A 22,719-nucleotide genomic window follows, 5' to 3' on the forward strand; every position below is an offset into this window, starting at 1 on the left:
CGTGCCGGGACCGGGCCTACGCCGCCCGGTCCAGCCGCCGCCCGAGTGCGACAAAGCCATAGATCAGCACCGGTACCAGTACGATCGACAGCGTGACCTTCGCCAGCATCTGTCCGGCAAGCAGGTTGGTGATGTCGAACAGGCCGTAAAAGGCGATGAAGACGAACACCAGCGTATCGACGATCTGGCTGAGGACGCCGGCCACCGCCGAGCGGAACCACAGGAGTCGTGATCCTTCATTGCCCTTGAGCGCGGCGAAGATCGTGACGTTCAGCGTCTGCGAGATGCCATAGGCGATGATCCCGCCGATCCAGATGCGCCAGGTGCTGAACAGGATCAGCTGGATCGCCTTGAGCCCATCGGCGCGCTGTTCGATCATCTCCGCAGATGGCGGCAGTGCGAAGACGAGCAGCGACAGCAACAGCGACGCGATCAGCGGGATGAAACCGAACAGCACCAGCTTGTTGGCGACCGAACGCCCGTGCAGTTCGGCGACGGCACTGGAAACGGCGACCAGCAGCAGGAAGGCGAAAATGCCCGCCTCCACCGCCAGCGGCCCCAATGCCACCTGCTTGTTGCCCAGCACGCCCGCGATGCAGACCATGCCGCCATAAAAGATCGAAAGGACGAAGAGCGAGCGCGTCAGCGGAGCCGGTGTGGTCATTGCGCTGCCTAACGCGGTTTTGTTGCTGACGGAAGCACCTAGCGGCGCGCGCGGCAAACGCTATGGTGCCACCCCGAATGCCGCGCCCAAGACGCGGCACAAAGGGGTTTCCAGTTGAACAATCTTCCGATCGGCATTCTCGGTATCGTCGCGATTCTCGCGATCGCCTTCCTGCTCTCCTCGAACAAGCGTGCGATTCGGCTGCGGGTCGTCGGCCCGGCCTTTGCGTTGCAGGCGGGAATCGCCTTCCTCGTCCTCTATGTTCCCGCCGGTCGCGCCGCGATCGAGTGGATGGCGAAGGGCGTGTCGGAGCTGCTCGGCTATGCGCAGGCGGGGACCGACTTCATCTTCGGCCCGCTCGCCCGGCCCGAAGTCGGCGGACAGAGCTTCGCAATCGCCGCGCTGCCGGTCATCATCTTCTTCGCCGCGCTCGTCTCGGTGCTCTACCACCTCAAGATCATGCAGTTTCTGGTCCGCTGGATCGGCGGCGCGATCGAGAAGGTGACCGGGGTCAGCAAAGTCGAATCGCTGTGTTCGGCGGCCAACATCTTCGTCGGCCAGAGCGAATCGCCGCTGGTCATCCGCCCCTATCTCGCCAGCCTGACCCCGTCACAGCTGTTCGCGATCATGTCGGTCGGCATGGCCGGCGTCGCGGGGACGATCCTCGCGGCCTATGCCGCGATGGGCATCAACATCCAGTTCCTGCTCGCCGCCAGCTTCATGGCCGCGCCCGGCGGGCTGCTGATGGCCAAGATCATGATGCCGGACGAGCCCGTGGTGAAGGCGGACGAACTCCCGCTCGAGGATACGCTGGTCGATGGCGAGGCGGCGGTGATCCGCGCGGTCGAGACCGAAGTGGAGGAAGAGCGCGCCGCCAACATCATCATGGCCGCGGCGATGGGCGCGCAGACCGGCGTCAAGATCGCGGTCGCGGTCGGCGCGATGGTGCTGGCCTTTGTCGCTTTGGTTGCCCTCGCCAACGGCCTGCTCGGCACGGTCGGCGGCCTGTTCGGCTATCCCGACCTGACGTTTCAGGGGATCATCGGCACCGCCTTTGCCCCGGTGATGTTCCTGGTCGGCATTCCGTGGAACGAGACTGCGGCGGCCGGCGGCCTGTTCGGCACCAAGATGGTGCTCAACGAGTTCGTCGCCTTCCTCAACCTTGGCCAGACCCAGGGACTGAGCGAGCGCAGCACCGCGATCATCACCTTCGCGCTGTGCGGTTTTGCGAACTTCAGCTCGATCGCGATCCAGATGGCCGCGACCGGCAGCCTTGCCCCGAACCAGCGTCCGATGATCGCGAAGCTCGGGATCAAGGCGCTGCTCGCGGGTAGCCTAGCCAACCTGCTCAGCGCGGCGCTGGCTGGGTTAATGCTGCCGTGAATTTGTGCTTGCTCCTGACGTAACGTCAGCGGGTAGGGTGCTACCCCATGAGCGATCGGATGGAGATTGGTGAGGTTGCGCGGCGCACTGGCCTGTCGCTGCGTGCGTTGCGCTACTACGAACAGTGCGGCATCGTCGCGCCGGTGCGCACCGCCGGCACACGTCGGGTCTATGGCGCAGGCGACCTCGCCCGACTGAATGCCGCGACTGCGCTCAAGCGGCTGGGCTTCCCGCTCAAGGACATTGCTGCAATGCTTGCCCGGGGGCCGCTGGACCTCGGCCCGCTGATCGCCGCACGAATCGCCACGATCGAGATACAAGCTGCCGAACTGGCGAACTCCCGCGCGCTTTTGCTCTCGGTCTGCGCGCGCATCAATCGCGGCGAGCCGATCGATATCGCTACGCTGTGCGCGCTCATCAGGACGGGAGAGGAAAACGTAAAGGAAGCGGACATGGCGGCGATCGCCGCGCGCTATCTGGATGCGGAGGATCGCGCCAATTTCGCGGCCAGTTGGGCCGCGCTCCCCGCGGGCTTCGACCAGGCCGACTATGCGCAGGGGTGGCGAGAACTGGGTGCCCGGATCGAAGCGGCGCTGCCACTCGATCCCGGCAGCGCCGAAGCGCAGGACTTTGTCGATGCGTGGATGGCTTTGCTCCAGCCGTTCGCGCAGGTCGCCTCGCCACAAGTCTTTGCTGGCGTTGCGCGCATGTATGACGAAATGGACCAATGGGGCGACGCGGTCGATCCGGGGTTCAGCAAGCGAGTCTGGGATTTCATCAAACTCGCCGCTGCGGCGCGTATGACGGGAGGGACGACATGAACGCGTGGATCCTGCTGGCGATTGCCATCGCCTTTGAAGTTGCGGCGACCAGCCTGCTCAAGGCGTCCAACGGGTTCAGCCGCCCGCTCTTTGGCGCTGCCTCGATCATGCTCTATTCGATCTGTTTCTGGCTGCTCGGCTTCGCGTTCACGCGCATTCCGATGGGCGTCGCCTATGCGATCTGGTCGGGCGTCGGGATCACCTTGGTCGCGTTGATTGGCGTCATCCTGTTTCGCCAAAGCCTGACGCCCGTCCAAATCGGCTTTATCGCCCTGATCGCGGTGGGGGCGATCGGCCTGAACCTGTCGACCCCCGCCGACCCTCAACGCGTCGGCACCGGCTCCGCGCCCGAATAATCGTAGAAGCCGCGCCCGGTCTTCCGGCCATACCAGCCCGCCTCGACATATTTGATCAGCAGCGGGGCGGGGCGGAATTTGGGGTCGCCGGTCCCTTCGAACAGCACGCGGGTGATTTCGAGGCAGGTGTCGAGACCGATGAAATCGGCCAGCGTGAACGGCCCCATCGGGTGATTGAGGCCGAGCTGGATCGCCGCATCGACGTCCGGAATCGTCGCGACGCCTTCGCCCACCGCGAAGCACGCTTCGTTGAGGAACGGCATCAGCACGCGGTTGACGATGAAGCCCGGCGCGTCATTGGCGTGGACGATCCGCTTGTTCAGCGTCTTGCCGAACGCCTCGACCGCCGCGACCGTCGCGTCGCTGGTGGCGAGACCGCGGATCAGCTCGATCAGGCCCATCACCGGCACCGGGTTGAAGAAATGCACGCCCATGAAGCGCGCGGGATCGGGTGCCGCCTGCGCCAGCCGGGTGATCGGGATCGACGAGGTGTTGCTGGCGAGGATCGCGGTATCGCTCAGCACCTTGCCGACATTGGCAAAGATCGTGCGCTTGATCTCCTCACGTTCGGTAGCGGCTTCGATGACCAGATCGCACGGCGCGAAGGCATCGGTCCCGCCGACGCATTCGATGTTGGCGAGCGCGGCTTCGGCGGCCTGTGCGGTGATCTTTTCCTTGTCCACCGCGCGGGCGAGCTGCTTGGCGATCCCCGCCTTGCCCTTTTCGGCGCGCGCGACGTCCATGTCGGACAGCAGCACGCGATAGCCCGCCTGCGCCGAAACCTGAGCGATGCCCGCCCCCATCTGCCCCGCGCCGATCACGCCAACCGTTTTCATCACCATCTCCATCAAATCTGTTGCGCGCCTCCTACCGCGTCGTCGCGTGAACCGCTAGGATGCGCGCCATGCTGATCCTTGCCGCGTTCGCGCTCGCCCAATCCGCCCCAGCTCCGCAACAGGGGCCGATGAAGACCTTTGGCGACTGGGTCGTCGCCTGCGACAATGTGAAGCAGTGCGAGATGACCTCGCTCCAGCCCGAAGGCGGCGACTGGTCGGACGCTGGCTGGCAGATGGCGGTGACGCGCGAAGCCGGGCCGGCTGGTGGCTGGGCGGTCGAGCTGATGGGGGAGGAGGCGCCCGGCGGGCCGACCGTCCATGTCGAAGGCGCACCGGCGGCCAGCGCGGCTGCGGTGTGGCGCGGCGACGCGTTCAGTGGTGCTGAGGCGCTGACGCTGGTCGGGGCGCTGGCAAACGGCAAGGTCGTGATCGTCCGCGACAGCGCGGGCAAGTCGCTCGGGCGGATTTCGCTGTCGGGCTCATCGGCGTCGCTGCGCTTCATCGATGCGGAGCAGGGCAGGGCGGGGACCACGACCGCTGTCATCGCCAAGGGTGCGAATCCCGCCAGCGCGGTCCCCGCTGCGCCGTCGCTGCCGGTGATCGCCTCGATCCGCCCCGCCGGAACACCGGCTGTGCTGTCCCCTACGCTGCTCAACCAGCTATGGACCCAGTCGGACTGTGCCGAGAACTACTCGAGCGAGTCGCTGCCCGAAGTCGAGCGTTACGCACTGGGCGGCGGCGCGACATTGGCGCTGGTCCCGTGCGGTGCCGGGGCGTACAACTTCTCGAGCATCGCTTACCTCGTGCGGGACGGGAAGGTTCAAGTGGCCGGGTTCGATTCAGCCCCCGGCTGGACCGCGGACGGCCCCGCGATGCTGGTCAATGTCGGGTTCGATCTCAAGACGGGTGAACTGGGCAGCTATGCAAAGGGTCGCGGGATCGGCGATTGCGGCAGCGCGGAGACCTATGTCTGGGATGGCACCCGCTTTCGCCTGACCGAGGCGCGCGCGATGGGCGAATGTCGCGGGTCGATCAACTGGCTGACGGTGTGGCGGGCAAAGGCCGTCCCGCGCTGATCAGTTCGCGGTCGGCAGCGCGATTTCGAACAGCGAGGGCCAGTTCTTGCCGGTGACGTAGAGCTTCCCGCTCTTGTCGTCATAGGCGATGCCGTTGAGCACCGCCTCCGAATCGCTCACCGGCACGGCGGCGGCGAGGTCGCGCAGGTCGATCACACCGGTGATGACGCCGCTCGCCGGGTCGATCCGCACGATCAGATCCTGATGCCAGATATTCGCCAGAATCTCGCCGCGCACATATTCCAGCTCGTTGAGCCGCCGAATGGGGCGACCCTGATAGGTGACGGTGATTCGCCGCTGTTCGGTAAAGGTCGCGGGGTCGAGGAAGCGGAGTTCGGCGGTGCCGTCGCTCAGGATCAGGCTCTTGCCGTCCTGCGTCAGCCCCCAGCCTTCGCCGGGATAGCTGAACGTGCCGATCTGGCGCAGCGTGCGGCGGTCCCAGCGGAATGCTGTGCCGTGTTTCCAGGTCAGGCTGATGATCGTGTCGCCCCAGGCTGTGCTGCCTTCGCCGAAATACTCATGCGGCAAGCGCACTTCGCGCTTCACCCTGCCGGTGGTGAGATCGACTTCGCGCACCACCGATTCGCCATGCTGACCGGTGCTTTCGAACAGCGCCCCGTCGGCGAAGAACAGGCCTTGGGTAAAGGCGCTGCTGTCGTGCGGATGGGTGGCGAGGATGCGCGCGGCCACGACCGGCACCTCTGCGGGGGCAGGGGCAGGGGCTGCCGTCTGGGACTGGCCGGGAGCCGAATCAACAGGGGCTGCCGCGGCCGAAATGGCCAGGGCAGCCCCCGCAATGATCCCCCGTCCGGCAATGATCAGCCGGAACATGGGACGTGCTTTACGAGCCGGGCGTCAGGTTCACCGCGGCGTACTTGCCGCGACGGTCCACCTCGAGCTCGAACTCAAGCCGGTCGCCTTCGTTGAGCGTCGGCATGCCGGCGCGCTCGACGGCGCTGATGTGTACGAACGCATCGGGCTGGCCGTCGTCGCGCTGAATGAAGCCGAAGCCCTTCATCGCGTTGAAGAACTTGACCGTGCCGGTTGCCTTCTCGCCGGTCAGCTGGCGCTGGGGACCACCCATGCCGCCGCCGCCGCCCGGGCCGCTGCGCTCGGGACGATCCGGACGATCGCGCGGCGGGCCGCGGTCTTCGACCGGCATCGGCTCACCGTCGATCTTCAGGTCGGTCGCGCTGATGCGGCCGCCGCGATCGACGAGGGTGAAGCCCATCGGCTGACCTTCGGCCAGACCGGTCAGGCCAGCCTGCTCGACTGCGCTGATGTGCACGAACACGTCCTCGCCGCCGTCATCACGGACAACGAAACCGAAGCCCTTCTGCGCGTTGAAGAACTTTACGACGCCGGTGCCTTCGCCAACGACCTGCGGGGGCATGCCGCGGCCACCGCCGCCGCCGCCACCACCAAAGCCGCCGCCGCCGCCACCGCCGCCAAAGCCGCCGCCGCCACCGCCGCGGTAACCACCGCCACCGCCGCCGCCGCCACCGCCGCCGAAGCGGTCGCCGCCGCCGCCGAAGCCGCCGCGATCACCGAAACCGCCGCCGCCGAAGCCGCCACGATCGCCGTAGCTGCTGCTACCACCGCCGAAATCGTCGCCGCCGAAGCCGTCGCGCTTGTCTCTGCCACGTCCGCCGCGCTCGCCGCGGCGCCCTCGATCAAAACTCATTGCCCTGTTCGTCTTCCCGGTTCGCCCATATTCGAATCGAATGGCTGAACCGGACGAAGGCGCAGCTATTCCGGCGTTTGCGACACGCCTATGGAATCAGGACATAGACCAGATCGCGAAGATGCGCGAACGATTTCGTCGCGTTTTTGCCACCGTTTCGACGGATACTTGCGCCGCGCGCGTCTCGACGGCAGAGAGGCGGCATGGATATCGCCGCACTGATCGCTGATCCGGCCGCTTGGGCCGCCCTCATCACCCTCATCGTGATGGAGGTGGTGCTGGGAATCGACAACCTCATCTTCATCTCGATCCTGACCAACAAGCTGCCCGAGCATCAGCAGCAAAAGGCGCGGCGAATCGGCATCGGGCTGGCGCTGGTGATGCGTATCCTGCTGCTTTCGATGATTTTCGTGATCGTCTCGCTGACCACCCCGGTATTCGACCTGGGCATTCAGGGCGCGACCGGCCCGACCGGCGAGCCGAGCTTTGAAACCGCCTTTTCGTGGCGCGACCTGATCCTGATCGCCGGAGGCCTGTTCCTGCTGTGGAAGGCGACCAAGGAAATCCACCACACGATCGATCCGGTTCCGACCGATCATGCGGTGCTGGACAAAAAGCAGGTCGCGACGATGAACTTCGGGTCGGCGATCTTTCAGATCATCATTCTCGACATGGTCTTCTCGGTCGATTCGATCCTGACCGCGGTGGGCATGACCGACGAGATCGCGATCATGTTCGTCGCGGTGATTGTCACCGTCATTGTCATGCTGCTCGCCGCCGATCCGCTCGCCAATTTTATCAAGAACAATCCCACTGTCGTGATGCTAGCGCTCGGCTTCCTGCTGATGATCGGCGCGGTGCTGATCGCCGATGGCTTCGGCGTGCATGTGCCCAAGGGCTATATCTACGCCGCGATGGCGTTCTCGGCGCTGGTCGAAACCCTCAACATGGCGTCGCGCCGCCGTGCCGCGAAGAATGCGCCGCCCGCCGGCGAGTGATCGGCACGGTTATTGAGCGTTAAGCGATAAGCGGCTAGGCGCAGGCCATGGCCGTTTATTTGCATGAAGAAGATTTGCCCGAAGGCGTGTTCGCGCCCGGGGCCGATATCGCCGTTGATACCGAGACGATGGGGCTGATTACCCCGCGTGATCGCCTGTGCCTCATCCAGCTGTCGGATGGCGGCGCGGACGAGCATCTGGTCCGGTTCGGACCGGACAGCGACTATGCCGCGCCCAATCTGCGCGCGCTGCTCGCCGATCCGGAGCGGGTGAAGCTGTACCATTTTGCGCGGTTCGATCTCGCGGCGGTGCGCCACTATCTCGGTGTCACCGCCGCGCCGGTCTATTGCACCAAGATCGCGTCGCGCCTCATTCGCACCTACACCGATCGCCACGGCCTCAAGGAACTGGTGCGCGAACTGCTTGGCGTCGAGCTGAGCAAGCAGCAGCAATCGTCCGACTGGGGCGGCCCGGTGCTGTCCGACGCGCAGAAGGAATATGCCGCGTCCGACGTCCGCTACCTGCACGCAATGCGTGAAGAGCTCGACCGCCGTCTGGCGCGTGAGGGGCGGACGGTCTTGGCGCAGGCATGCTTCGACTTCCTGCCGCATCGCGCCGACCTCGACCTCGCGGGCTGGCCGGAGACGGATATTTTTGCCCATGCGTGACGTTATGGGCATCCCGCACCGAATCCTCCGGTGCTGCCCTTCCATCGGGAACCCGCATGTCTGAGATCGCTGTCCAGGAACGCTCGCGGCGCAAGCGCTGGGCGCGGCCTGGCAGCAGCCACGACCGCATCGTGCGGACGTTGCTCGCCGTCCTGCCCGCCGGGATCGGCGTGCTCGGCGCATTTCTGGTGATGGCGCCGCTGTTCATGGGCGGCGACGTGTCGTTCATGCTCGACAAGAACAAGGTCGATGTCGCGAGCGAGCGGCTGCGCATCCAGTCGGCGCGCTATCGCGGCGCCGATGCCAAGGGCCAGGCCTTTGTCCTTCAGGCCGGGTCGGCGGTGCAGAAAAGCTCGGCCGAACCGATCGTGCAGCTGCAGGATCTGATCGCCGGTATCCAGCTTTCGGATGGCCCGGCGCAGGTGAAGGCCGACAAGGGCCGGTACGACATGGAGCGCGAACAGGTCGCGGTCGATGGCCCGATCCAGTTCCGCACCAACGACGGCTATCGCCTCGACACGCGCGATTCGACCATCGATCTGAAGTCGCGCCAGCTGACCGGAACCGGCAAAGTCGCGGGCAGCACGCCGCTCGGAAACTTCAGCGGCGACAAGATGACTGCCGATCTCGACAAGCGAACCGTAAAAATAGAAGGCAATGCCCGCTTGCGGATCGATCCCAAGCGCGCAAATAGGTGACATGGTGCACCGCACATCCCGCCCGTTCCTGATTGCCGCTTCGACGGCATTGGCCACCACCGCTCTGCTGGGCGGGGCGGCGCTGGGTCAGTCGGGCCATAATTCGAACGCGCCGATCGATTTCGATGCGCAGAGCATCCAGCTCGATGACCGCGCCAACCGCGCGATCCTGTCGGGCGGCGTCAAGATCACCCAGGCGAACATGACCCTGACCGCCGCGCGCGTGACGGTGACCTATAGCGGTCAGATCATCGACGGCTCGCCCGCCGCCACGCGCTTCGACGCGTCGGGTGGGGTGACGGTCACCCGGCCGGACCAGACGGCGCGCGCGCAATATGGCGTGTACGACATCAATCGCCGTGTCATCACGATGCTCGGCAATGTCTCGCTCACCCAGGGTGGCAACACCGTCAGCGGCGGTCGGCTCACGCTCGACCTCGACAGCGGTCGCGCGTCGATCGACGGATCGGGCGTCGGCACCACCCGGGCGCCCGATGGCACGGTCGTGCGATCGGGCGGGCGCGTCACCGGGCGCTTCACCGTTCCCGAGCGCAACTGATCGACCCAATCGGGCGGATCGGCGCCCTTCTTCATGCACAAAACTTGCCAAGTGACTGTGCGGTGGGGATTCGGTAAGCATCCCCTGCGATCAGGAAGGGCAGCATGGCAGACGTCGAGACACTGGAACCTGAAACCATCGACGCGAGCGCGCCGCCCGCATCGGGCCTCGCCGTCGTGTCGATCGCGAAATCCTATGACAAGCGCGTCGTGCTGTCGGACGTGTCGCTGACGGTCGGGCGCGGTGAAGTGGTCGGGCTGCTCGGTCCCAACGGCGCGGGCAAGACCACCTGCTTCTATTCGGTGATGGGGCTGGTGAAGCCCGATGCCGGGCGGATCATGCTCGACGGCAACGACATCACCCCTTTGCCGATGTACCGCCGCGCCGTGCTGGGCCTTGGCTATCTGCCGCAGGAAACCTCGATCTTTCGCGGGCTTTCGGTGGCCAAGAATATTTCCGCCGTGCTCGAGCTTGCCGAACCCGACAAGGCGGCGCGCGAGGCCAAGCTGGAAAAGCTGCTCGACGAATTCGGCCTCACGCGCCTGCGCGACGCGCCGGCAATGGCGCTGTCGGGCGGTGAACGCCGCCGCGCCGAAATCGCCCGCGCGCTCGCCGCCGACCCGTCGATCATGCTGCTCGACGAACCGTTCGCCGGCATCGACCCGATCTCGATCGCCGATATCCGCGATCTGGTGAAGGAGTTGAAGACGCGCAATATTGGCGTGCTGATCACCGACCATAATGTCCGCGAGACGCTCGACATCGTTGATCGCGCCTCGATCATCTATGACGGCCGCGTGCTGTTTGCCGGGTCGCCCGCCGATCTGGTCGCCGACGCCAATGTCCGCCGCCTGTATCTCGGTGAAGGCTTCTCGCTCTAAATCCTATGAGCCTCGCCCCTCGCCTCGATCTGCGCCAGTCGCAATCGCTGGTGATGACGCCGCAGTTGCAGCAGGCGATCAAGCTGCTCGCGCTGTCCAATCTCGAGATCGAAACCTTCATCGCGGAGGAGATTGAGAAGAACCCGCTGCTCGAAACCGGGCGCAGTGAGGAGGAACGCGGTGAGGCGGCCGAGCCGGTCGAACCGTCCGATTCCTTCACCGAGCGCGACGGCCCGGCGGATTCGAGCGAGTTGCTGTCGTCGGGCGAAGCGACCGGGGAGGCGGCGCTCGACGTCGATCTGACCGCCGAGACCTTCCACCATGACAGCGCCGCCGATTCGGTCGGCGGGCTCGACGGCGGCCTGGGCATGAGCGGCACGGGCAGCGGCGGGGCCGGGGGCGAGGATGGCACCGACTTCGACAGCTTTTCCTCCCCCGACCTCAGCCTCGCCGACCACCTGACGGCGCAGGTCGGCGCGGTGATCGATGGCGCGGACCTGTTCATCGCCCAGCATCTGATCGATCAGATCGACGAGTGCGGGTATCTGACCGCGGCGCTGCTCGACATCGCGACGCGGCTCGGTGTGCCGCTGGCGCGGGTGGAGGCGGTGCTGGCGGTGATCCAGACGCTCGATCCGACCGGGGTCGGCGCGCGCGACCTTGCCGAATGCCTCGCGCTGCAGGCGAAGGAGGCGGATCGCTACGACCCGTGCATGGCGGCGCTGATCGCCAATCTCGACCTGCTCGCACGCGGCGAGCTGGCGCGGTTGAAGCGTATCTGTGGCGTCGATGACGAGGACATGGCGGACATGATCCGCGAGTTGCGCAGCTACGATCCCAAGCCCGGCTGCCGCTATGGCGGCGAGGCGGTGCCCGCCGTCACCCCCGATATCTTCGTCGCGCAGCGCGGTGCTGCGTGGGCGGTCGAGCTCAACAGCGCGACGCTGCCGCGCGTGCTGGTCAACCGGGCCTATTATACCGAAGTATCGGCGGGGCCGCAGGACAAGGGCAGCAAGGCGTGGCTGAGCGACATGCTCGCCAGCGCCAACTGGCTGGTCAAAGCGCTCGACCAGCGCCAGCGCACGATCATCAAGGTGGCGTCCGAGATCGTGAAGCAGCAGGAAGCGTTCTTCCGCAACGGCGTCAGCCATTTGAAGCCGCTGACGCTGCGCCAGATCGCCGACGCGATCGAGATGCACGAATCGACCGTCAGCCGGGTGACGTCGAACAAATATCTCAGCTGCGCGCGTGGCCTGTTCGAGCTGAAGTATTTCTTCACCAGCGCGATCCAGTCATCCGAAGGCGGCGACGCGGTTTCGGCGGAGGCGGTGAAGAGCGCGATCCGCACGCTGATTCAGGCCGAGGATCCCAAGAAAATCCTGTCCGACGACACGCTGGTCGAACTGCTCAACGCCAAGGGCTTCGACATCGCCCGGCGCACAGTGGCCAAATATCGCGAATCGATGGGGATCGGCAGCTCGGTCCAGCGGAGACGGCAGAAGGCGCTGGAGGGGGCGTAGCCGTCCCGGCGACTCACTCCGTTTGCGCTGAGCTTGTCGAAGGGCGCAGTGCCACAGCTGTTTTAGCCGGCCCTTCGACAGGCTCAGGGCAAACGGGGGTAGGGGCACATTACTCCCCCCGCCCAGCCTCCACCGCAATCGCCCCCAACTCCCGATCGAACAACCGCGCCGCCATCACTGCCGTCGCCGCCGATCGCGCGAAGAACGCCTTCGGGATCGTGTCGAAATCATCGCCCGGCTGGTGATAATCGGGATAATCCTCGACCCCCAGATAGGCGAAGGGGATGCCCTTGCGGTGGAACGCATAATGGTCCGACCCGGCGGTCCAGTCATCGCTGCCCGTCCACGGCGGGCCGTCATGGCCGATCTTGAGCGTCACGGATGCGGCGCCCGCCAGTTGCTCGAACCGCGCGCGCAGAAACGGATAGTGATGCGCTCCGGCGATCCACAATTCGCCCGTGTCGCTGCGGCTCATCATGTCGAGATTGAGGTTCAGCGCGATCCGCGCGAGCGGCACCGGCGGCTTCTCGACAAAAGCGTGCGCGCCATACATCCCCTGTTCCTCGGCATCCCACAGCGCAAAAATCACGTCATGCGTCGGGCGCTGACGCGCAAAATCCTCGGCGATCGACAGCAACGTCGCGACCCCCGACGCATTGTCGTCGGCGCCGTTGAGCACCTTGCCGCCGCGAACCCCGAAATGGTCGTAATGCGCGCCGATCACCAGCACCCGGTCGCTCGTACTCGTCCCACGGATGCGGCCGACCAGATTGATCCCGTTCAGCGCCGCGTCCTTGTGCTGCGCGGTGAAGGGCTGCTCATAGCCATCGCCATAGGGCTCGATCCCGATCGCCTTCATGCGCCCGAGCAAATAGGCGCGCGCCTTCGCCGATCCCGGCGTGCCGACCAGCCGGCCAGCCATGTCATCGGCGGCGAGGATGCGAACATCCTCGAACAACTGGTCCGGCGATGCGGCGGCGGGGGTGAGCAGGGCGGCGGCGAGGGCGAACGAACGAAGGAGCATCTTCACTGCTTCGCGATCAACCGGCTGGGCGGCAAGCGAAAAGCTAAGCGGCGCGACACCGCAACAATTCCGCTGTTGCAGTCGCCCGCATCCGACGCCAAGCACGGCGCATGACCAGCATCGGCATCTACGGCAGCCTTGGCCGCATGGGCACCGCCATCCGCGACATTCTGGCCGTCCAGGGCGTCCGCCTCGCGGGGGGCGCAGATGCCGGGGACGATCCGGTCGAACTCGCCCGCGCCGCCGATGCGCTGGTCGATTTCTCGAGCGCCTCGGCGCTCGCCGCGCATCTCGCCGCCGCGCGCGATGCCGGGACACCGATCGTCATCGGCACCACCGGTCTCAGCCCCGCCGACCATGCAGCGATCGACGAAGCCGCACGCGACATCGCGGTGCTTCAGACCGGCAATACCTCGCTTGGCGTCGTGCTGCTCACCCGGCTGGTGCGTGAGGCCGCGGCGCGGCTCGGCCCAGACTGGGATATCGAGATTGTTGAGGCGCATCACCGGCACAAGCTCGACGCCCCTTCGGGCACCGCGCTGATGCTGGGCGAGGCGGCAGCCGCCGGGCGTGGCGTCTCGCTGGGCGAGGTCCGCGTCGCCGACCGTGCCGGCCTGTCGGGCGCGCGCGCCGAGGGGACGATCGGCTTCGCCTCGCTGCGCGGAGGCAGCATCGTCGGCGACCACAGCGTGATGCTGGCAACCGAGGGCGAGCGGATCGAACTGGCGCATTATGCGCAGGACCGCGCGATCTTCGCGCGCGGCGCGGTGCGCGCGGCGCTGTGGCTCGCGGGCCAGCCAGCCGGGCGCTACACGATGGACTCGGTGCTTGGGCTTTGAAGAAGGCAGATATTTTCGCCTTTTTCGAGCGGCTGGCCGAGGCCAACCCGAATCCCGAAACCGAACTCGAATCGGTCAATGACTATACGCTGCTGGTCGCGGTGGTGCTGTCGGCGCAGGCGACCGATGCGGGGGTGAACAAGGCGACGCGGCGGCTGTTTGCTGAAGTCGATACGCCGGAAAAGATGGTCGCGCTGGGCGAAGAGGGCCTCAAGCAGCATATCAAGACGATTGGCCTGTTCAACAGCAAGGCCAAGAACGTGATCGCGCTCAGCGAAGCGCTGATCGCGCAGCATGGCAGCCAGGTCCCGGAGGACCGTGACGCGTTGGAAATGCTGCCCGGCGTCGGGCGCAAGACCGCCAATGTGGTGATGAACGTCGCCTTCGGCCACGAAACCTTCGCGGTCGACACGCACCTGTTCCGCGTCGGCAACCGCACGGGTATGGCGCGCGGCAAGACGCCGCTGGCGGTCGAGAAAAAGCTGGAAAAGGGGGTGCCGCAGCCCTTCCGCCTGCACGCTCACCACTGGCTGATCCTGCACGGCCGCTACATCTGCAAGGCGCGCACGCCCGAATGCTGGCGCTGCCCGGTCGCGGACCTGTGCGCGTTCAAGCCCAAGACGCCCGCGCCCAGAGCAGTGAAGCAGACCACGGCTTAGGCTGGCGCGCCTTAGCGCTTGGGCCCATGCGCCAGTTGCCAATTGGCATCGACATTGCCGAGAAACACGACGCGTCGGTCGCTCAGCACGGTCTTGGCGCGCGCGTCATAGTCGGTCGATTGTCCGGCATCGGCGAGGAGGTAGCGCACCGCGTCGCGCCAATAGGTCCGCTGTTCCGCCGCATCGCCGCGGCACTGGCGCAGATGCAGCGCGAGGTTGATGTCGCCGATCACCCGGTTCGGAGACACGACGCCGGCTTCCCTGGCCCAGATCGCCCGCGCCTCCCGCGCCGCATCCAGCCCGTCACACGCCCCCATCGCCTTGCGATATTGTGCCCAGCGATTGAGTGCCGTCGCCAGATCGGACGATCCGGCGGGGAAGCGTGCTTTGGACAGCTGCAACGCCAGTTCCTGAAACGGCTTGGCCTGTTCAAGGCGGCCTAGCTGCACCAGCGTGACCGCGACATTGCCGACCGACACGATCAGCAAATCGTCGCGCGCCAGCGTGGCCTCGTCCTCGCCCTGTCCCAGCCGCAGGGTCGTTGCCTCGATATGCGCGGCGAGCGCATCCTCGCGCCGATCGAGCTTGTCGAGGATGTAGCCGAGCGTGCTGAGCGCACGCGCAATCAGCGGATCGTCCGCGCGCAGCGTTGCCCTGCGGATCGTCAGCACGCGGCGCGACATCACCTCCGCGTCAGCCAGCCGTCCGATCTCGGCGAGGGATACGGCGTAGTTTTGCAGCACGTCGGACAGGTCGTTCTGCTCGCCGGTGCTCAGCGTCGCCATTTCGTCGATTGGCCTCGCCATGATCTGCACCGCGTCGAGCGCGCGGCCGCGCCGCAACAGCACGGTGGCAAGCGCCGAATATAGCCGCACGCGCACCTTGATCGCCGCATGCGATGTCCCGTCGGCGCGGAGGATACCGGTGCGAAGTCCGGCTTCTGCGGCATCGAGATCGCCGAGATCGCGGTCATAGATTGCGATGTCGCCCATGACGTCCAGCGTGGTGTCGCCGCGCGCGCCCTCGACTGCGTTCGCGAGCGCCAGCGCCTCGACCGCGACCGCGCGGGCCTCCGGCAAGCGGCGCTGCTCGAACAGGCTGAGCGACAGCAGGTCGAGCGTCGCCAGCCTTGCCGCCCGTCGTCCTTCGCCGGCGCGCGCGTCGAGCGCAGCGGACTCGCGAAGACGCGCTTCGGACTCGGCATAGCGCGTCAGGTTCAACAGGGTCTGGCCTTCGCGCCACAATGCGTCAGCGAGTTGCGCGGGGTCGCCGATGCGGCGCGCAACCGCGGTTCGCTCGACCGCGAGCGGCAGGGCGTCGTCATAGCGCTTAAGCAGCCGCAGCGTCAGGTGCAGGTCGGACAGGGCCTCCGCCAGCGCCGGGTCGTCGACGGGTGTCGCCGCACGCCGCGCCGCCAGCACGCTGCGATAGAGCGCTTCCGCCGCAGCATAGTCGCCAGCGACGAAGCGGCGGTCGGCGGCCTTGCTCCGCAAATCGGCGAGTTCGCGGTCCTGCGGCGGCAGGACCAGTTCGGCATATTGCAGCGCGACCGGGAGCAGCTTGTCGTAAATGGTCGCATCGCCAGCCATATCGGCCATGCGGATCATGAACATCACGATGTCGAGGCAGGTGTCACCCGGATCGGGCGCCGCCATACATTGCTCGAACGCCGGGAGGATAATCGCTCCGGCTCCGGGAAAATCGCGGGCCGCCAGCCTCGCCTCGGCAGCAGCCGGCACCGGGACGCGCTCAGCAGCGAGCGCGCCGGTCGAGATCGAAAGCAGGGCCAAAGTCAGAAGGATGCGCATCCGGGCCGACCATAGCGACCGTGTACGCGTGCGCATCTGACAATCATGGTCTGAGAGTAGGTCGTGGGAGGAGGCTGGCGCACCCGACAGGATTCGAACCTGTGGCCTCTGCCTTCGGAGGGCAGCGCTCTATCCAGCTGAGCTACGGGTGCAGTACGCGCCCCCTAGCTTGCTCTGTGGCGCTCGGTCAACGCAAACCCGATCGATCGCCTTCCCGAAATCGCCACAAGACGCTTGAGCCAGTCGCCGGATCGCGGCGTCGCGCGATCCGGCGCGCGGGCATTATCCCTTGCGGCTGGTCTCGAACAGGAACCAGGCGCGTTCTTCGGCCTGGTCGGTCCAGTCGTCGAGCACGCCGCTGGTGGCGTTGTCCTTGGCGTCGTCGACGATGTCCTTCGCCTCGCGCAGCAGTTCGACCAGCTTGAGGTTATCCTCGCGCAGTTCGGCCAGCATCTTGTCGGCGCTGACGAACTCGGCGTCATTGTCCTTGATCGTCTGGTGGCGGGCGATGTCGCCGATCGAGCGAAGCGTGGTGTTGCCGGTCTTGCGCACGCGTTCGGCGATCACGTCGGTCGTCGCCAGAATCTGCGCCGCCTGCTCGTCGAGCATCAGGTGATAATCTCGGAAATGCGGGCCGGAGACGTGCCAGTGGAAATTCTTGGTCTTGAGATACAGCGCGAAGCTGTCCGCCAGAATCCCGTTCAGCGCCTCCGCCACGCTCTTGGTATCGTTGCGGTTGAGGTCGGTCGGCGTTTTCAGCGCGGCGTCGGTGTCGGCCATGATGGAGTCCCTCGATGATAGTTGAGTCGGAGATGAAACGACTCTCTGCCATTTGGGGTCCATTCGTTCAGACGCAATTGCCCGATCAGGCTAATTGACGCGTTCGATCTTGGACTAACGCTAGATCAGGCGCAGCGCCGCCGCGCCGATGATGCCGCCCGCCAGCAGGCACAACAGCCCGAAGCCGATTCGAAACTGCCGAATCGGGAGTTGCCGCCAGGCGAGCTCCCCCATCAGCGCCGCGGCCAGATTGACGACGAAGATCGCCGCACACGCCCCGCCGAGTGCAAACCACGGTGTCTGCGCGCGTACACCGAACGCCAGCGTGAAGAATTGCGTGGTGTCGCCAAGCGCGAGGATGAACACGCCGAGCAGCGGGGTGAGGAACGTGCCCAGCCGCCAGCCCTCCAGCCGGTCGGGCGCCTTGAGCCGCCACAGCGCGCCCATTGCTGCGAAGATCAGCGCGAGCGCGAGCAGCAGCTGCTTGGCATTGGGGGTGAGCAGCGGCGCGATCAGCAGTGCGCCGGTCGCGGCGATTGCGTTGCCGGCGGCATGGGCGAACAACGCCGCGAACGCGACGGTGAAGGGGCGGCCATAACGATCGGCCAGAATCGCGACGAGCCAGGGCGAACGATCCCCGGCCTGGGTCAGCAATGCGGCGATGAACGCAGGGACCACCGCCTCCATAGACTGTCGCTTAGCTGGCGAGTCGGATCGAGCAGGCGGCGGCGAACGCCGCGCCGGTGCGCGAATCGGTGCGGCCGCACGCGACAGCGTCCCGAAGCAAGGAGAGCCCATCGGTGATCATCGGCCCGCGCTGCCCCGATGCGAGCGCGGATTCAAGGGCATGCACGATGCAGACCGCCGGGGTCAGGCCATTGGCCATGGCGAGTCGGCGAATCGCGTCGAGATCGGCGGCTAGGTCCGAGGTCGCTGCGCGCGACGCACGCGCCCCGATCGAATCGATTCGCTGGTGCAGCTCGTTCGTCAGAACCCAGTTCAGCCCCTCTGCCATGCTCGCCTCCATTGCCTCTTTCACCGCATGACAGCAGCGTGCGACAACATGGTGAACAACCCGCTAATGCGCGCTATCGGTGTTCCACGCCTACGGCACCGGCCCGCTCCCTCACCCGGCCACCCATTGAAGATACCGTGTGGGTGGCCGGGTGGGGGAGCGGGCCGGTGCCGTGATTCAGCGCAGCTGAATCCAGCTCGACCTGCCACCCCATGCTTGACATTGCCGAGCCAAGGCGGCATGCGCCCCCTCCTGACAGCGGTCTGCCAGCGCGGGCCGCTTATTCTTTTTTGATTATTGCAGGACCCGGGCGATGGCCAAGCCGACTACCGTCAAGATCAAGCTCGTCAGCACCGCTGACACCGGCTTTTTCTATGTGACCAAGAAGAACCCGCGCAACCAGACCGAGAAGCTGAGCTTCCGGAAGTACGACCCCGTCGTGCGCAAGCATGTCGAGTTCAAGGAAGCGAAGATCAAGTAAACTTCGCGCAAGCGAAGTTTACGCGGCCCCGGCGTATGCCGGGGCCGCCCACGGCACGCAGAGCCGCAGAAGGATCGCTTCTGCGGCTTTTTGCGTGTTCGGCCGGAGCGGTACGCCGCTGGCGGCCCCGGCCTGCGCCGGGGCGACGGGGTGGCTCAAAGCAACCCCTGCACCTCTTCCACAAACCGCATCACCGAAATCGGCTTGGTGACATAGGCGTTCGCCCCCGCCGCACGGATCCGCGCCTCATCCTCGTGCCCGGCATAGGCGGTGACCGCCATCACCGGGATCGACTTGAGCACCGGGTCGCCGCGCATCCGGCCGATGATGTCGATGCCGGAGATGTGCGGCAGCTGGATGTCCATGATGACGAGGTCCGGGGCAAAGCTGCGCGCGGTTGCTACCGCCTCCCGCCCGTCGCGCACCGGCGCGGTCTCGAACCCGTGCGCGCGCAGCAGGTCGCAGAAAAGTTTGAGATTGAGTTCGTTGTCCTCGACAACCAGCACCCTTTTTGCCACGCGATCCCTTCAACGAACGATTGGCCAACGAACGATTGGGCGAAGCACTAGGCGATGCGTGGCGCGGTGACAAATGAGGACGCGGGGACGCTAGCGCTGGGTGCGCTCGCCTGGGCCTTGTCCGACGCGGCGCGGGCGCACCGCTTGCTCGACCTGACCGGTCTGTCGCCCCACGACCTGCGCTCGCGGGCGGGCGATGCCGAGGTGCTCGCCGCCGTGCTGGGGTTTCTTGAGGCGCATGAGCCCGACCTGATCGCGTGTGCCGAGGCGACCGGGACCACCCCCGCCGCACTCGTCGCCGCCCGCCACGCGCTGGAGACCGCATGAAGCCGCTATTGATCTGTGACTGCGACGAAGTGCTGCTGCACATGGTGCGGCATTTCGGGACCTGGCTCGACGAGGCGCATGACATCGAGTTCGACCTGTCGAGCCACGACTGGTCGCGCGCGATGAAGCCGCGCGATGGCAGCACGCTGACCGCTGAGGCGATGTGGGGCTATCTCGACGGCTTCTTCCCCGCCGAAATGGCGCGGCAGACGGTGGTGCCGCACGCGCGCGAATCGCTCGAGGCGTTGGCGGAGCAGGCCGACATCGTCATCCTCACGAATTTGCGCGACCATTGCCGCGAACACCGCATCGCCCAGCTCGATACGCACGGCATCGTCCACCGCGTCGAGTGCAATCAGGGCGGGAAGGGCCGCCCCGTCGCGCAGCTGGTCGAGGAACATGGCGCCAGCGTCGCGGTGTTCGTCGATGATCTCGCGACGCATCACGAATCGGTCGCGCGCGAAGCCCCGCACGTCTTCCGCCTGCATATGGTGTCCGAACCCAGCCTGGCGCCGCATGTGCCGGTCGCGCCGCACGCGCACGCCCGCATCGACGACTGGCGTGAGGCGCAGCGCTGGATCACCGCGCGCTTCGCTGATGGCGCGCCCGCCCCGCATCACACCCCTTATGGAGATTTAGCATGACCGACATCCACGCCCGCCTCGCCGAACTCGGCCTCGAACTGCCCGAAGCCGCAGCGCCGGTTGCGGCCTATGTCCCCACCGTCACCGCGGGCGGGCTGATGCACGTGTCGGGGCAGCTGCCGTTCAAGGATGGCGTGGTGATGACCGGCCGCCTCGGCGAGGATCGCGACCTGGCCTATGGTCAGGAAGCCGCCGAGCGTTGCGCGTTGATGGTCGTCGCACAGATCGGCAAGGCGCTGGGCGGCTTCGACCGGGTCGAGCAGATCGTGAAGCTCGGCGTGTTCGTGAACTCGGATCCAGCTTTCACCGAACAGCCCCAGGTCGCGAACGGCGCGTCGGAGCTGATGGAAAAGCTGTTCGGCGAGGCTGGCCGTCACGCGCGTGCGGCGGTCGGCGTCGCGGTCCTTCCGCGCGGCGCGGCGGTCGAGATCGACGCGATCATTGCAGTTAAGTAATGAACGGGGACGGTCACAAGTGTGACAATCCTGTTGCGCCGCCGCAACAGCGGCGGCGCAATTGCGTTGACCAAGCGAAATGGAATTGTGCAGCGCAACGAATTGCTGCAACTTTCACGCAGTGGGAGGCAATAGCCGCGCCGGAACGCAGGTTCCGAGCCAATGCGGCAGCCCTTCCGCTGCAGGTGGGGACCGAAATCGCACCAAGACGAAAGGGATCCCATGCGTTTCACCAAGTCCATCGCCGGCGCGCTGCTGCTCGCCGCCACCGCCACCCCTGCCTTCGCGCAGGACGAGACCGAAGCACCCGACGCCTTCACCATCACTGGTTCGGCAACCGTCGTCAGCGATTATCGCTTCCGCGGCTTCAGCCAGACCAACGAAGAAGCGACGATCCAGGGCGGCTTCACCGTCGCGCATGAGAGCGGCGCCTATGTCGGCACCTGGGGCTCGGGCATCGGCTTTGCCAATGGCACCGAAATCGACGTGTTTGCCGGCTTCGCCACCGAAGTCGCGTCCGGCCTGACCGCCGACATCGGCGCGACCCTCTATCTCTATCCCGGCGCGTCGAACACGACGATCATCGAACCCTATTTCGCGCTGACCGGCACCGTCGGTCCGGCAACGATCAAGGGCATGGTCGCCTGGGCGCCGAAGGGGCAGGACGCGCTGGGCGATGCCGGCGCATTCTACACCTCGGCCACCGCCACGGTCGCGATTCCCGACACGCCCTTCAAGCTGAAGGGAAGCCTTGGTCATTCGTGGAGCGACAGCTTCCTCGGCGGCTATGACGGCGACAGCAAGGTGCTCGACTATTCGATCGGTGCCGAAGCCAGCTGGAAGGTTCTGACCTTCGGCGTCTCGTATGTGAACACCAACGAAGACGCACCGTTCAAGGAAACCTTTGGCGCGGACGGCGCGGTGCTGTTCACGCTCGGCGCGGCTTTCTAAGCCAGTCGATCGCAGACAAAGCGAAGGGCCGCGGAACTCACGTTCCGCGGCCCTTTTGCTTTCTTAGCCCTTCCCGCAAGCGGGAGAGGGCTCTTGAATCCTCAGTTCTGCGGCGTCGGCGAAGCGGCCGGGGCGGGGGTGCCCGCCTGGGTCTGCGCGTCGCGGCCATCGCCTTGCGGCGCGGCGACGATGTCGCGGGTCGTGCTGCCCTTGTCCACCACGCTGGTGTCGGGGCTGCCGACGCCCGAACGGATGCCGGGATCAGCGCTGGTGCGGCCGCCCGCTGCGTCGAGTGCGGCACGCTCGCTCGCGCTGCGCGGGGCGCTGCCACCGAACAATGCGTCCAGCGCCTGCTGCGCGGGGCCGCCGGCATCCTGTGGACGCGGCGCACCCGGCTGGGGCGGGCGCATCGCGAAGTCGGGCGGAATCACCAGCGGCGCCTGACGCGCCACGGCGAATTCGTCGGGCCGCTTGCGGTCGCCCAACAGGCTGCTGCCGCAGCTGGCGAGCAGGGTCGCCGCGCCGCACACAGCGACAACAAGCACGGACTTACGCATTGGCATTCTCCACAGGGGCGCCGGTGTCATCGGCCTTGGGTTTTTCTCGCACGAACAGCGCCCGGATGAGCAGGATCAGGACGCCGATGGTAATCGCAGCATCGGCGACGTTAAAGACCAAAAAAGGGCGCCATTCGCCAAAGTGCAAATCGGCATAGTCGACGACATAGCCAAAGCGCATCCGGTCGACGATGTTGCCGAGCGCGCCGCCCAGCACCAGCGATAGCGCCAGCATGTCGTTGCGGTTCTCTTCCTTGAGCATCCACCAGCCCACGCCGCCCGCGATTCCCGCCGTCAGCGCGACCAGCGCCCAGCGCATCGTATCGGTCTCTGCGGCGAGCAGGCCCAGCGACACGCCGATATTGGCGACGAAGCGCAGGTCGAAGAACGACACGACCTCGATCGCCTTGCCCGGTGCGTCGATGCCCAGCCCCTCGACCACCCATGCCTTCATCGCCTGATCGGCGACAAAGATCAGCAGGGCGAGGGCGAAGCCGATCGTGCGGTTGCGAGTCAT

The 22,719-nt window shown here is 66.1% G+C and carries 29 protein-coding genes and 1 tRNA gene; 17 read left to right on the top strand and 13 right to left on the bottom strand.

Features of this window, described 5'->3' with window-relative positions; translation table 11 throughout:
• Positions 1–16: 16 nt before the first annotated feature.
• Entirely contained in the window at positions 17–664 is a 648-nt protein-coding gene (locus K9B35_RS06470) for a queuosine precursor transporter (protein WP_224920982.1), read from the bottom strand.
• A gap of 114 nt (positions 665–778) precedes the next feature.
• Here K9B35_RS06470 and K9B35_RS06475 point away from each other — a divergent pair, with 114 nt between their 5' ends.
• The 3 genes from K9B35_RS06475 to K9B35_RS06485 are packed head-to-tail and all read left to right on the top strand — an operon-like array spanning position 779 to position 3,224.
• Complete coding sequence (locus K9B35_RS06475; protein ID WP_224920983.1) at positions 779–2,047, top strand: NupC/NupG family nucleoside CNT transporter; 1,269 nt, start codon at positions 779–781, stop codon at positions 2,045–2,047.
• Positions 2,048–2,094: 47 nt separating this feature from the next.
• Positions 2,095–2,868 (top strand): MerR family transcriptional regulator, encoded by a 774-nt coding sequence (locus K9B35_RS06480; protein ID WP_224920984.1) that lies wholly within the window; start codon positions 2,095–2,097, stop codon positions 2,866–2,868.
• Entirely contained in the window at positions 2,865–3,224 is a 360-nt protein-coding gene (locus K9B35_RS06485) for a DMT family transporter (protein ID WP_224920985.1), read from the top strand. The genes K9B35_RS06480 and K9B35_RS06485 overlap by 4 nt, the downstream gene beginning before the upstream one ends.
• Here K9B35_RS06485 and K9B35_RS06490 read toward each other — a convergent pair.
• Complete coding sequence (locus K9B35_RS06490) at positions 3,191–4,060, bottom strand: 3-hydroxybutyryl-CoA dehydrogenase (protein WP_224920986.1); 870 nt, start codon at positions 4,058–4,060, stop codon at positions 3,191–3,193. The genes K9B35_RS06485 and K9B35_RS06490 overlap by 34 nt on opposite strands.
• Positions 4,061–4,128: 68 nt before the next feature.
• On the opposite strand from K9B35_RS06490, the gene K9B35_RS06495 reads away from it, so the two are divergent.
• Complete coding sequence (locus tag K9B35_RS06495; RefSeq protein WP_224920987.1) at positions 4,129–5,136, top strand: DUF1176 domain-containing protein; 1,008 nt, start codon at positions 4,129–4,131, stop codon at positions 5,134–5,136.
• Here the strand turns inward: K9B35_RS06495 and K9B35_RS06500 are convergent, their stop codons facing one another.
• Both K9B35_RS06500 and K9B35_RS20280 read right to left on the bottom strand, forming a co-directional pair.
• A complete protein-coding gene (locus K9B35_RS06500; protein ID WP_224920988.1) occupies positions 5,137–5,967 on the bottom strand; it encodes a glutaminyl-peptide cyclotransferase in 831 nt (276 codons plus the stop codon).
• A 10-nt stretch (positions 5,968–5,977) separates the two neighbouring features.
• On the bottom strand, positions 5,978–6,820 hold the full coding sequence (locus K9B35_RS20280; RefSeq protein ID WP_318245956.1) for a cold-shock protein: 843 nt from the start codon (positions 6,818–6,820) through the stop codon (positions 5,978–5,980).
• A gap of 203 nt (positions 6,821–7,023) precedes the next feature.
• Between K9B35_RS20280 and K9B35_RS06520 the strand changes: the two genes are divergently transcribed.
• From K9B35_RS06520 to rpoN, 6 genes are all read left to right on the top strand, one after another.
• Entirely contained in the window at positions 7,024–7,818 is a 795-nt protein-coding gene (locus K9B35_RS06520; protein ID WP_224920989.1) for a TerC family protein, read from the top strand.
• Positions 7,819–7,865: 47 nt separating this feature from the next.
• Entirely contained in the window at positions 7,866–8,486 is a 621-nt protein-coding gene (locus tag K9B35_RS06525) for a ribonuclease D (protein ID WP_224920990.1), read from the top strand.
• Positions 8,487–8,542: 56 nt separating this feature from the next.
• Complete coding sequence (gene lptC / locus K9B35_RS06530) at positions 8,543–9,184, top strand: LPS export ABC transporter periplasmic protein LptC (RefSeq protein WP_224920991.1); 642 nt, start codon at positions 8,543–8,545, stop codon at positions 9,182–9,184.
• 4 nt (positions 9,185–9,188) lie between these two features.
• Positions 9,189–9,743, top strand: coding sequence for an LptA/OstA family protein (locus K9B35_RS06535; protein WP_412103440.1), 555 nt, complete (start codon positions 9,189–9,191; stop codon positions 9,741–9,743).
• Positions 9,744–9,847: 104 nt separating this feature from the next.
• Positions 9,848–10,624, top strand: coding sequence for an LPS export ABC transporter ATP-binding protein (gene lptB / locus K9B35_RS06540; protein WP_224920992.1), 777 nt, complete (start codon positions 9,848–9,850; stop codon positions 10,622–10,624).
• Between the two features lie 5 nt (positions 10,625–10,629).
• Positions 10,630–12,144 carry an RNA polymerase factor sigma-54 gene (rpoN, locus tag K9B35_RS06545; protein ID WP_224920993.1) on the top strand — a complete coding sequence of 505 codons (1,515 nt, stop codon included), beginning with the start codon at positions 10,630–10,632 and terminating at the stop codon, positions 12,142–12,144.
• A 109-nt stretch (positions 12,145–12,253) separates the two neighbouring features.
• On the opposite strand, the gene K9B35_RS06550 is transcribed toward rpoN, so the two are convergent.
• Positions 12,254–13,168, bottom strand: a complete 915-nt coding sequence (locus K9B35_RS06550) for a M28 family peptidase (RefSeq protein ID WP_224920994.1) — start codon at positions 13,166–13,168, stop codon at positions 12,254–12,256.
• 110 nt (positions 13,169–13,278) lie between these two features.
• On the opposite strand from K9B35_RS06550, the gene dapB reads away from it, so the two are divergent.
• A complete protein-coding gene (gene dapB, locus K9B35_RS06555) occupies positions 13,279–14,007 on the top strand; it encodes a 4-hydroxy-tetrahydrodipicolinate reductase (protein WP_224920995.1) in 729 nt (242 codons plus the stop codon).
• Positions 14,004–14,666 (top strand): endonuclease III, encoded by a 663-nt coding sequence (gene nth, locus K9B35_RS06560; protein WP_224920996.1) that lies wholly within the window; start codon positions 14,004–14,006, stop codon positions 14,664–14,666. Before dapB ends, nth begins: the two co-directional genes overlap by 4 nt.
• Before the next feature lie 11 nt (positions 14,667–14,677).
• Here the strand turns inward: nth and K9B35_RS06565 are convergent, their stop codons facing one another.
• The 5 genes from K9B35_RS06565 to K9B35_RS06585 all read right to left on the bottom strand — a co-directional run bounded on the left by K9B35_RS06565 (position 14,678) and on the right by K9B35_RS06585 (position 18,293).
• Positions 14,678–16,474 (bottom strand): tetratricopeptide repeat protein, encoded by a 1,797-nt coding sequence (locus K9B35_RS06565; protein ID WP_224920997.1) that lies wholly within the window; start codon positions 16,472–16,474, stop codon positions 14,678–14,680.
• Between the two features lie 75 nt (positions 16,475–16,549).
• Positions 16,550–16,626 (bottom strand) — tRNA-Arg (locus tag K9B35_RS06570).
• A gap of 130 nt (positions 16,627–16,756) precedes the next feature.
• A complete protein-coding gene (locus K9B35_RS06575) occupies positions 16,757–17,254 on the bottom strand; it encodes a Dps family protein (RefSeq protein ID WP_224920998.1) in 498 nt (165 codons plus the stop codon).
• A gap of 120 nt (positions 17,255–17,374) precedes the next feature.
• Positions 17,375–17,941 carry a TMEM165/GDT1 family protein gene (locus K9B35_RS06580; RefSeq protein WP_224920999.1) on the bottom strand — a complete coding sequence of 189 codons (567 nt, stop codon included), beginning with the start codon at positions 17,939–17,941 and terminating at the stop codon, positions 17,375–17,377.
• A 10-nt stretch (positions 17,942–17,951) separates the two neighbouring features.
• Positions 17,952–18,293 (bottom strand): hypothetical protein, encoded by a 342-nt coding sequence (locus K9B35_RS06585; protein WP_224921000.1) that lies wholly within the window; start codon positions 18,291–18,293, stop codon positions 17,952–17,954.
• A 289-nt stretch (positions 18,294–18,582) separates the two neighbouring features.
• On the opposite strand from K9B35_RS06585, the gene rpmG reads away from it, so the two are divergent.
• The gene (gene rpmG, locus K9B35_RS06590; RefSeq protein WP_066664926.1) at positions 18,583–18,750 is read left to right on the top strand and encodes a 50S ribosomal protein L33; all 168 of its coding nucleotides are present in this window, start codon (positions 18,583–18,585) and stop codon (positions 18,748–18,750) included.
• A gap of 155 nt (positions 18,751–18,905) precedes the next feature.
• On the opposite strand, the gene K9B35_RS06595 is transcribed toward rpmG, so the two are convergent.
• Positions 18,906–19,268, bottom strand: a complete 363-nt coding sequence (locus K9B35_RS06595) for a response regulator (RefSeq protein WP_224921001.1) — start codon at positions 19,266–19,268, stop codon at positions 18,906–18,908.
• Positions 19,269–19,334: 66 nt separating this feature from the next.
• Between K9B35_RS06595 and K9B35_RS06600 the strand changes: the two genes are divergently transcribed.
• From K9B35_RS06600 to K9B35_RS06615, 4 genes are all read left to right on the top strand, one after another.
• Positions 19,335–19,595 (top strand): DUF3572 family protein, encoded by a 261-nt coding sequence (locus tag K9B35_RS06600; protein ID WP_412103441.1) that lies wholly within the window; start codon positions 19,335–19,337, stop codon positions 19,593–19,595.
• Positions 19,592–20,239 carry an HAD family hydrolase gene (locus K9B35_RS06605; protein ID WP_224921003.1) on the top strand — a complete coding sequence of 216 codons (648 nt, stop codon included), beginning with the start codon at positions 19,592–19,594 and terminating at the stop codon, positions 20,237–20,239. The genes K9B35_RS06600 and K9B35_RS06605 overlap by 4 nt, the downstream gene beginning before the upstream one ends.
• Positions 20,236–20,694 (top strand): RidA family protein, encoded by a 459-nt coding sequence (locus K9B35_RS06610; protein ID WP_224921004.1) that lies wholly within the window; start codon positions 20,236–20,238, stop codon positions 20,692–20,694. The genes K9B35_RS06605 and K9B35_RS06610 overlap by 4 nt, the downstream gene beginning before the upstream one ends.
• 222 nt (positions 20,695–20,916) lie before the next feature.
• A complete protein-coding gene (locus K9B35_RS06615) occupies positions 20,917–21,645 on the top strand; it encodes a TorF family putative porin (RefSeq protein WP_224921005.1) in 729 nt (242 codons plus the stop codon).
• A 101-nt stretch (positions 21,646–21,746) separates the two neighbouring features.
• Here the strand turns inward: K9B35_RS06615 and K9B35_RS06620 are convergent, their stop codons facing one another.
• Both K9B35_RS06620 and lspA read right to left on the bottom strand, forming a co-directional pair.
• Positions 21,747–22,202: a DUF3035 domain-containing protein gene (locus K9B35_RS06620; RefSeq protein WP_224921006.1), complete on the bottom strand. Its 456-nt coding sequence runs from the start codon at positions 22,200–22,202 to the stop codon at positions 21,747–21,749.
• A complete protein-coding gene (gene lspA / locus K9B35_RS06625) occupies positions 22,195–22,719 on the bottom strand; it encodes a signal peptidase II (protein WP_224921007.1) in 525 nt (174 codons plus the stop codon). Before lspA ends, K9B35_RS06620 begins: the two co-directional genes overlap by 8 nt.

Origin of the sequence: Sphingomonas sp. R647, from assembly GCF_020177055.1 — a bacterium.
Taxonomy (GTDB): Bacteria; Pseudomonadota; Alphaproteobacteria; order Sphingomonadales; family Sphingomonadaceae; genus Sphingomonas.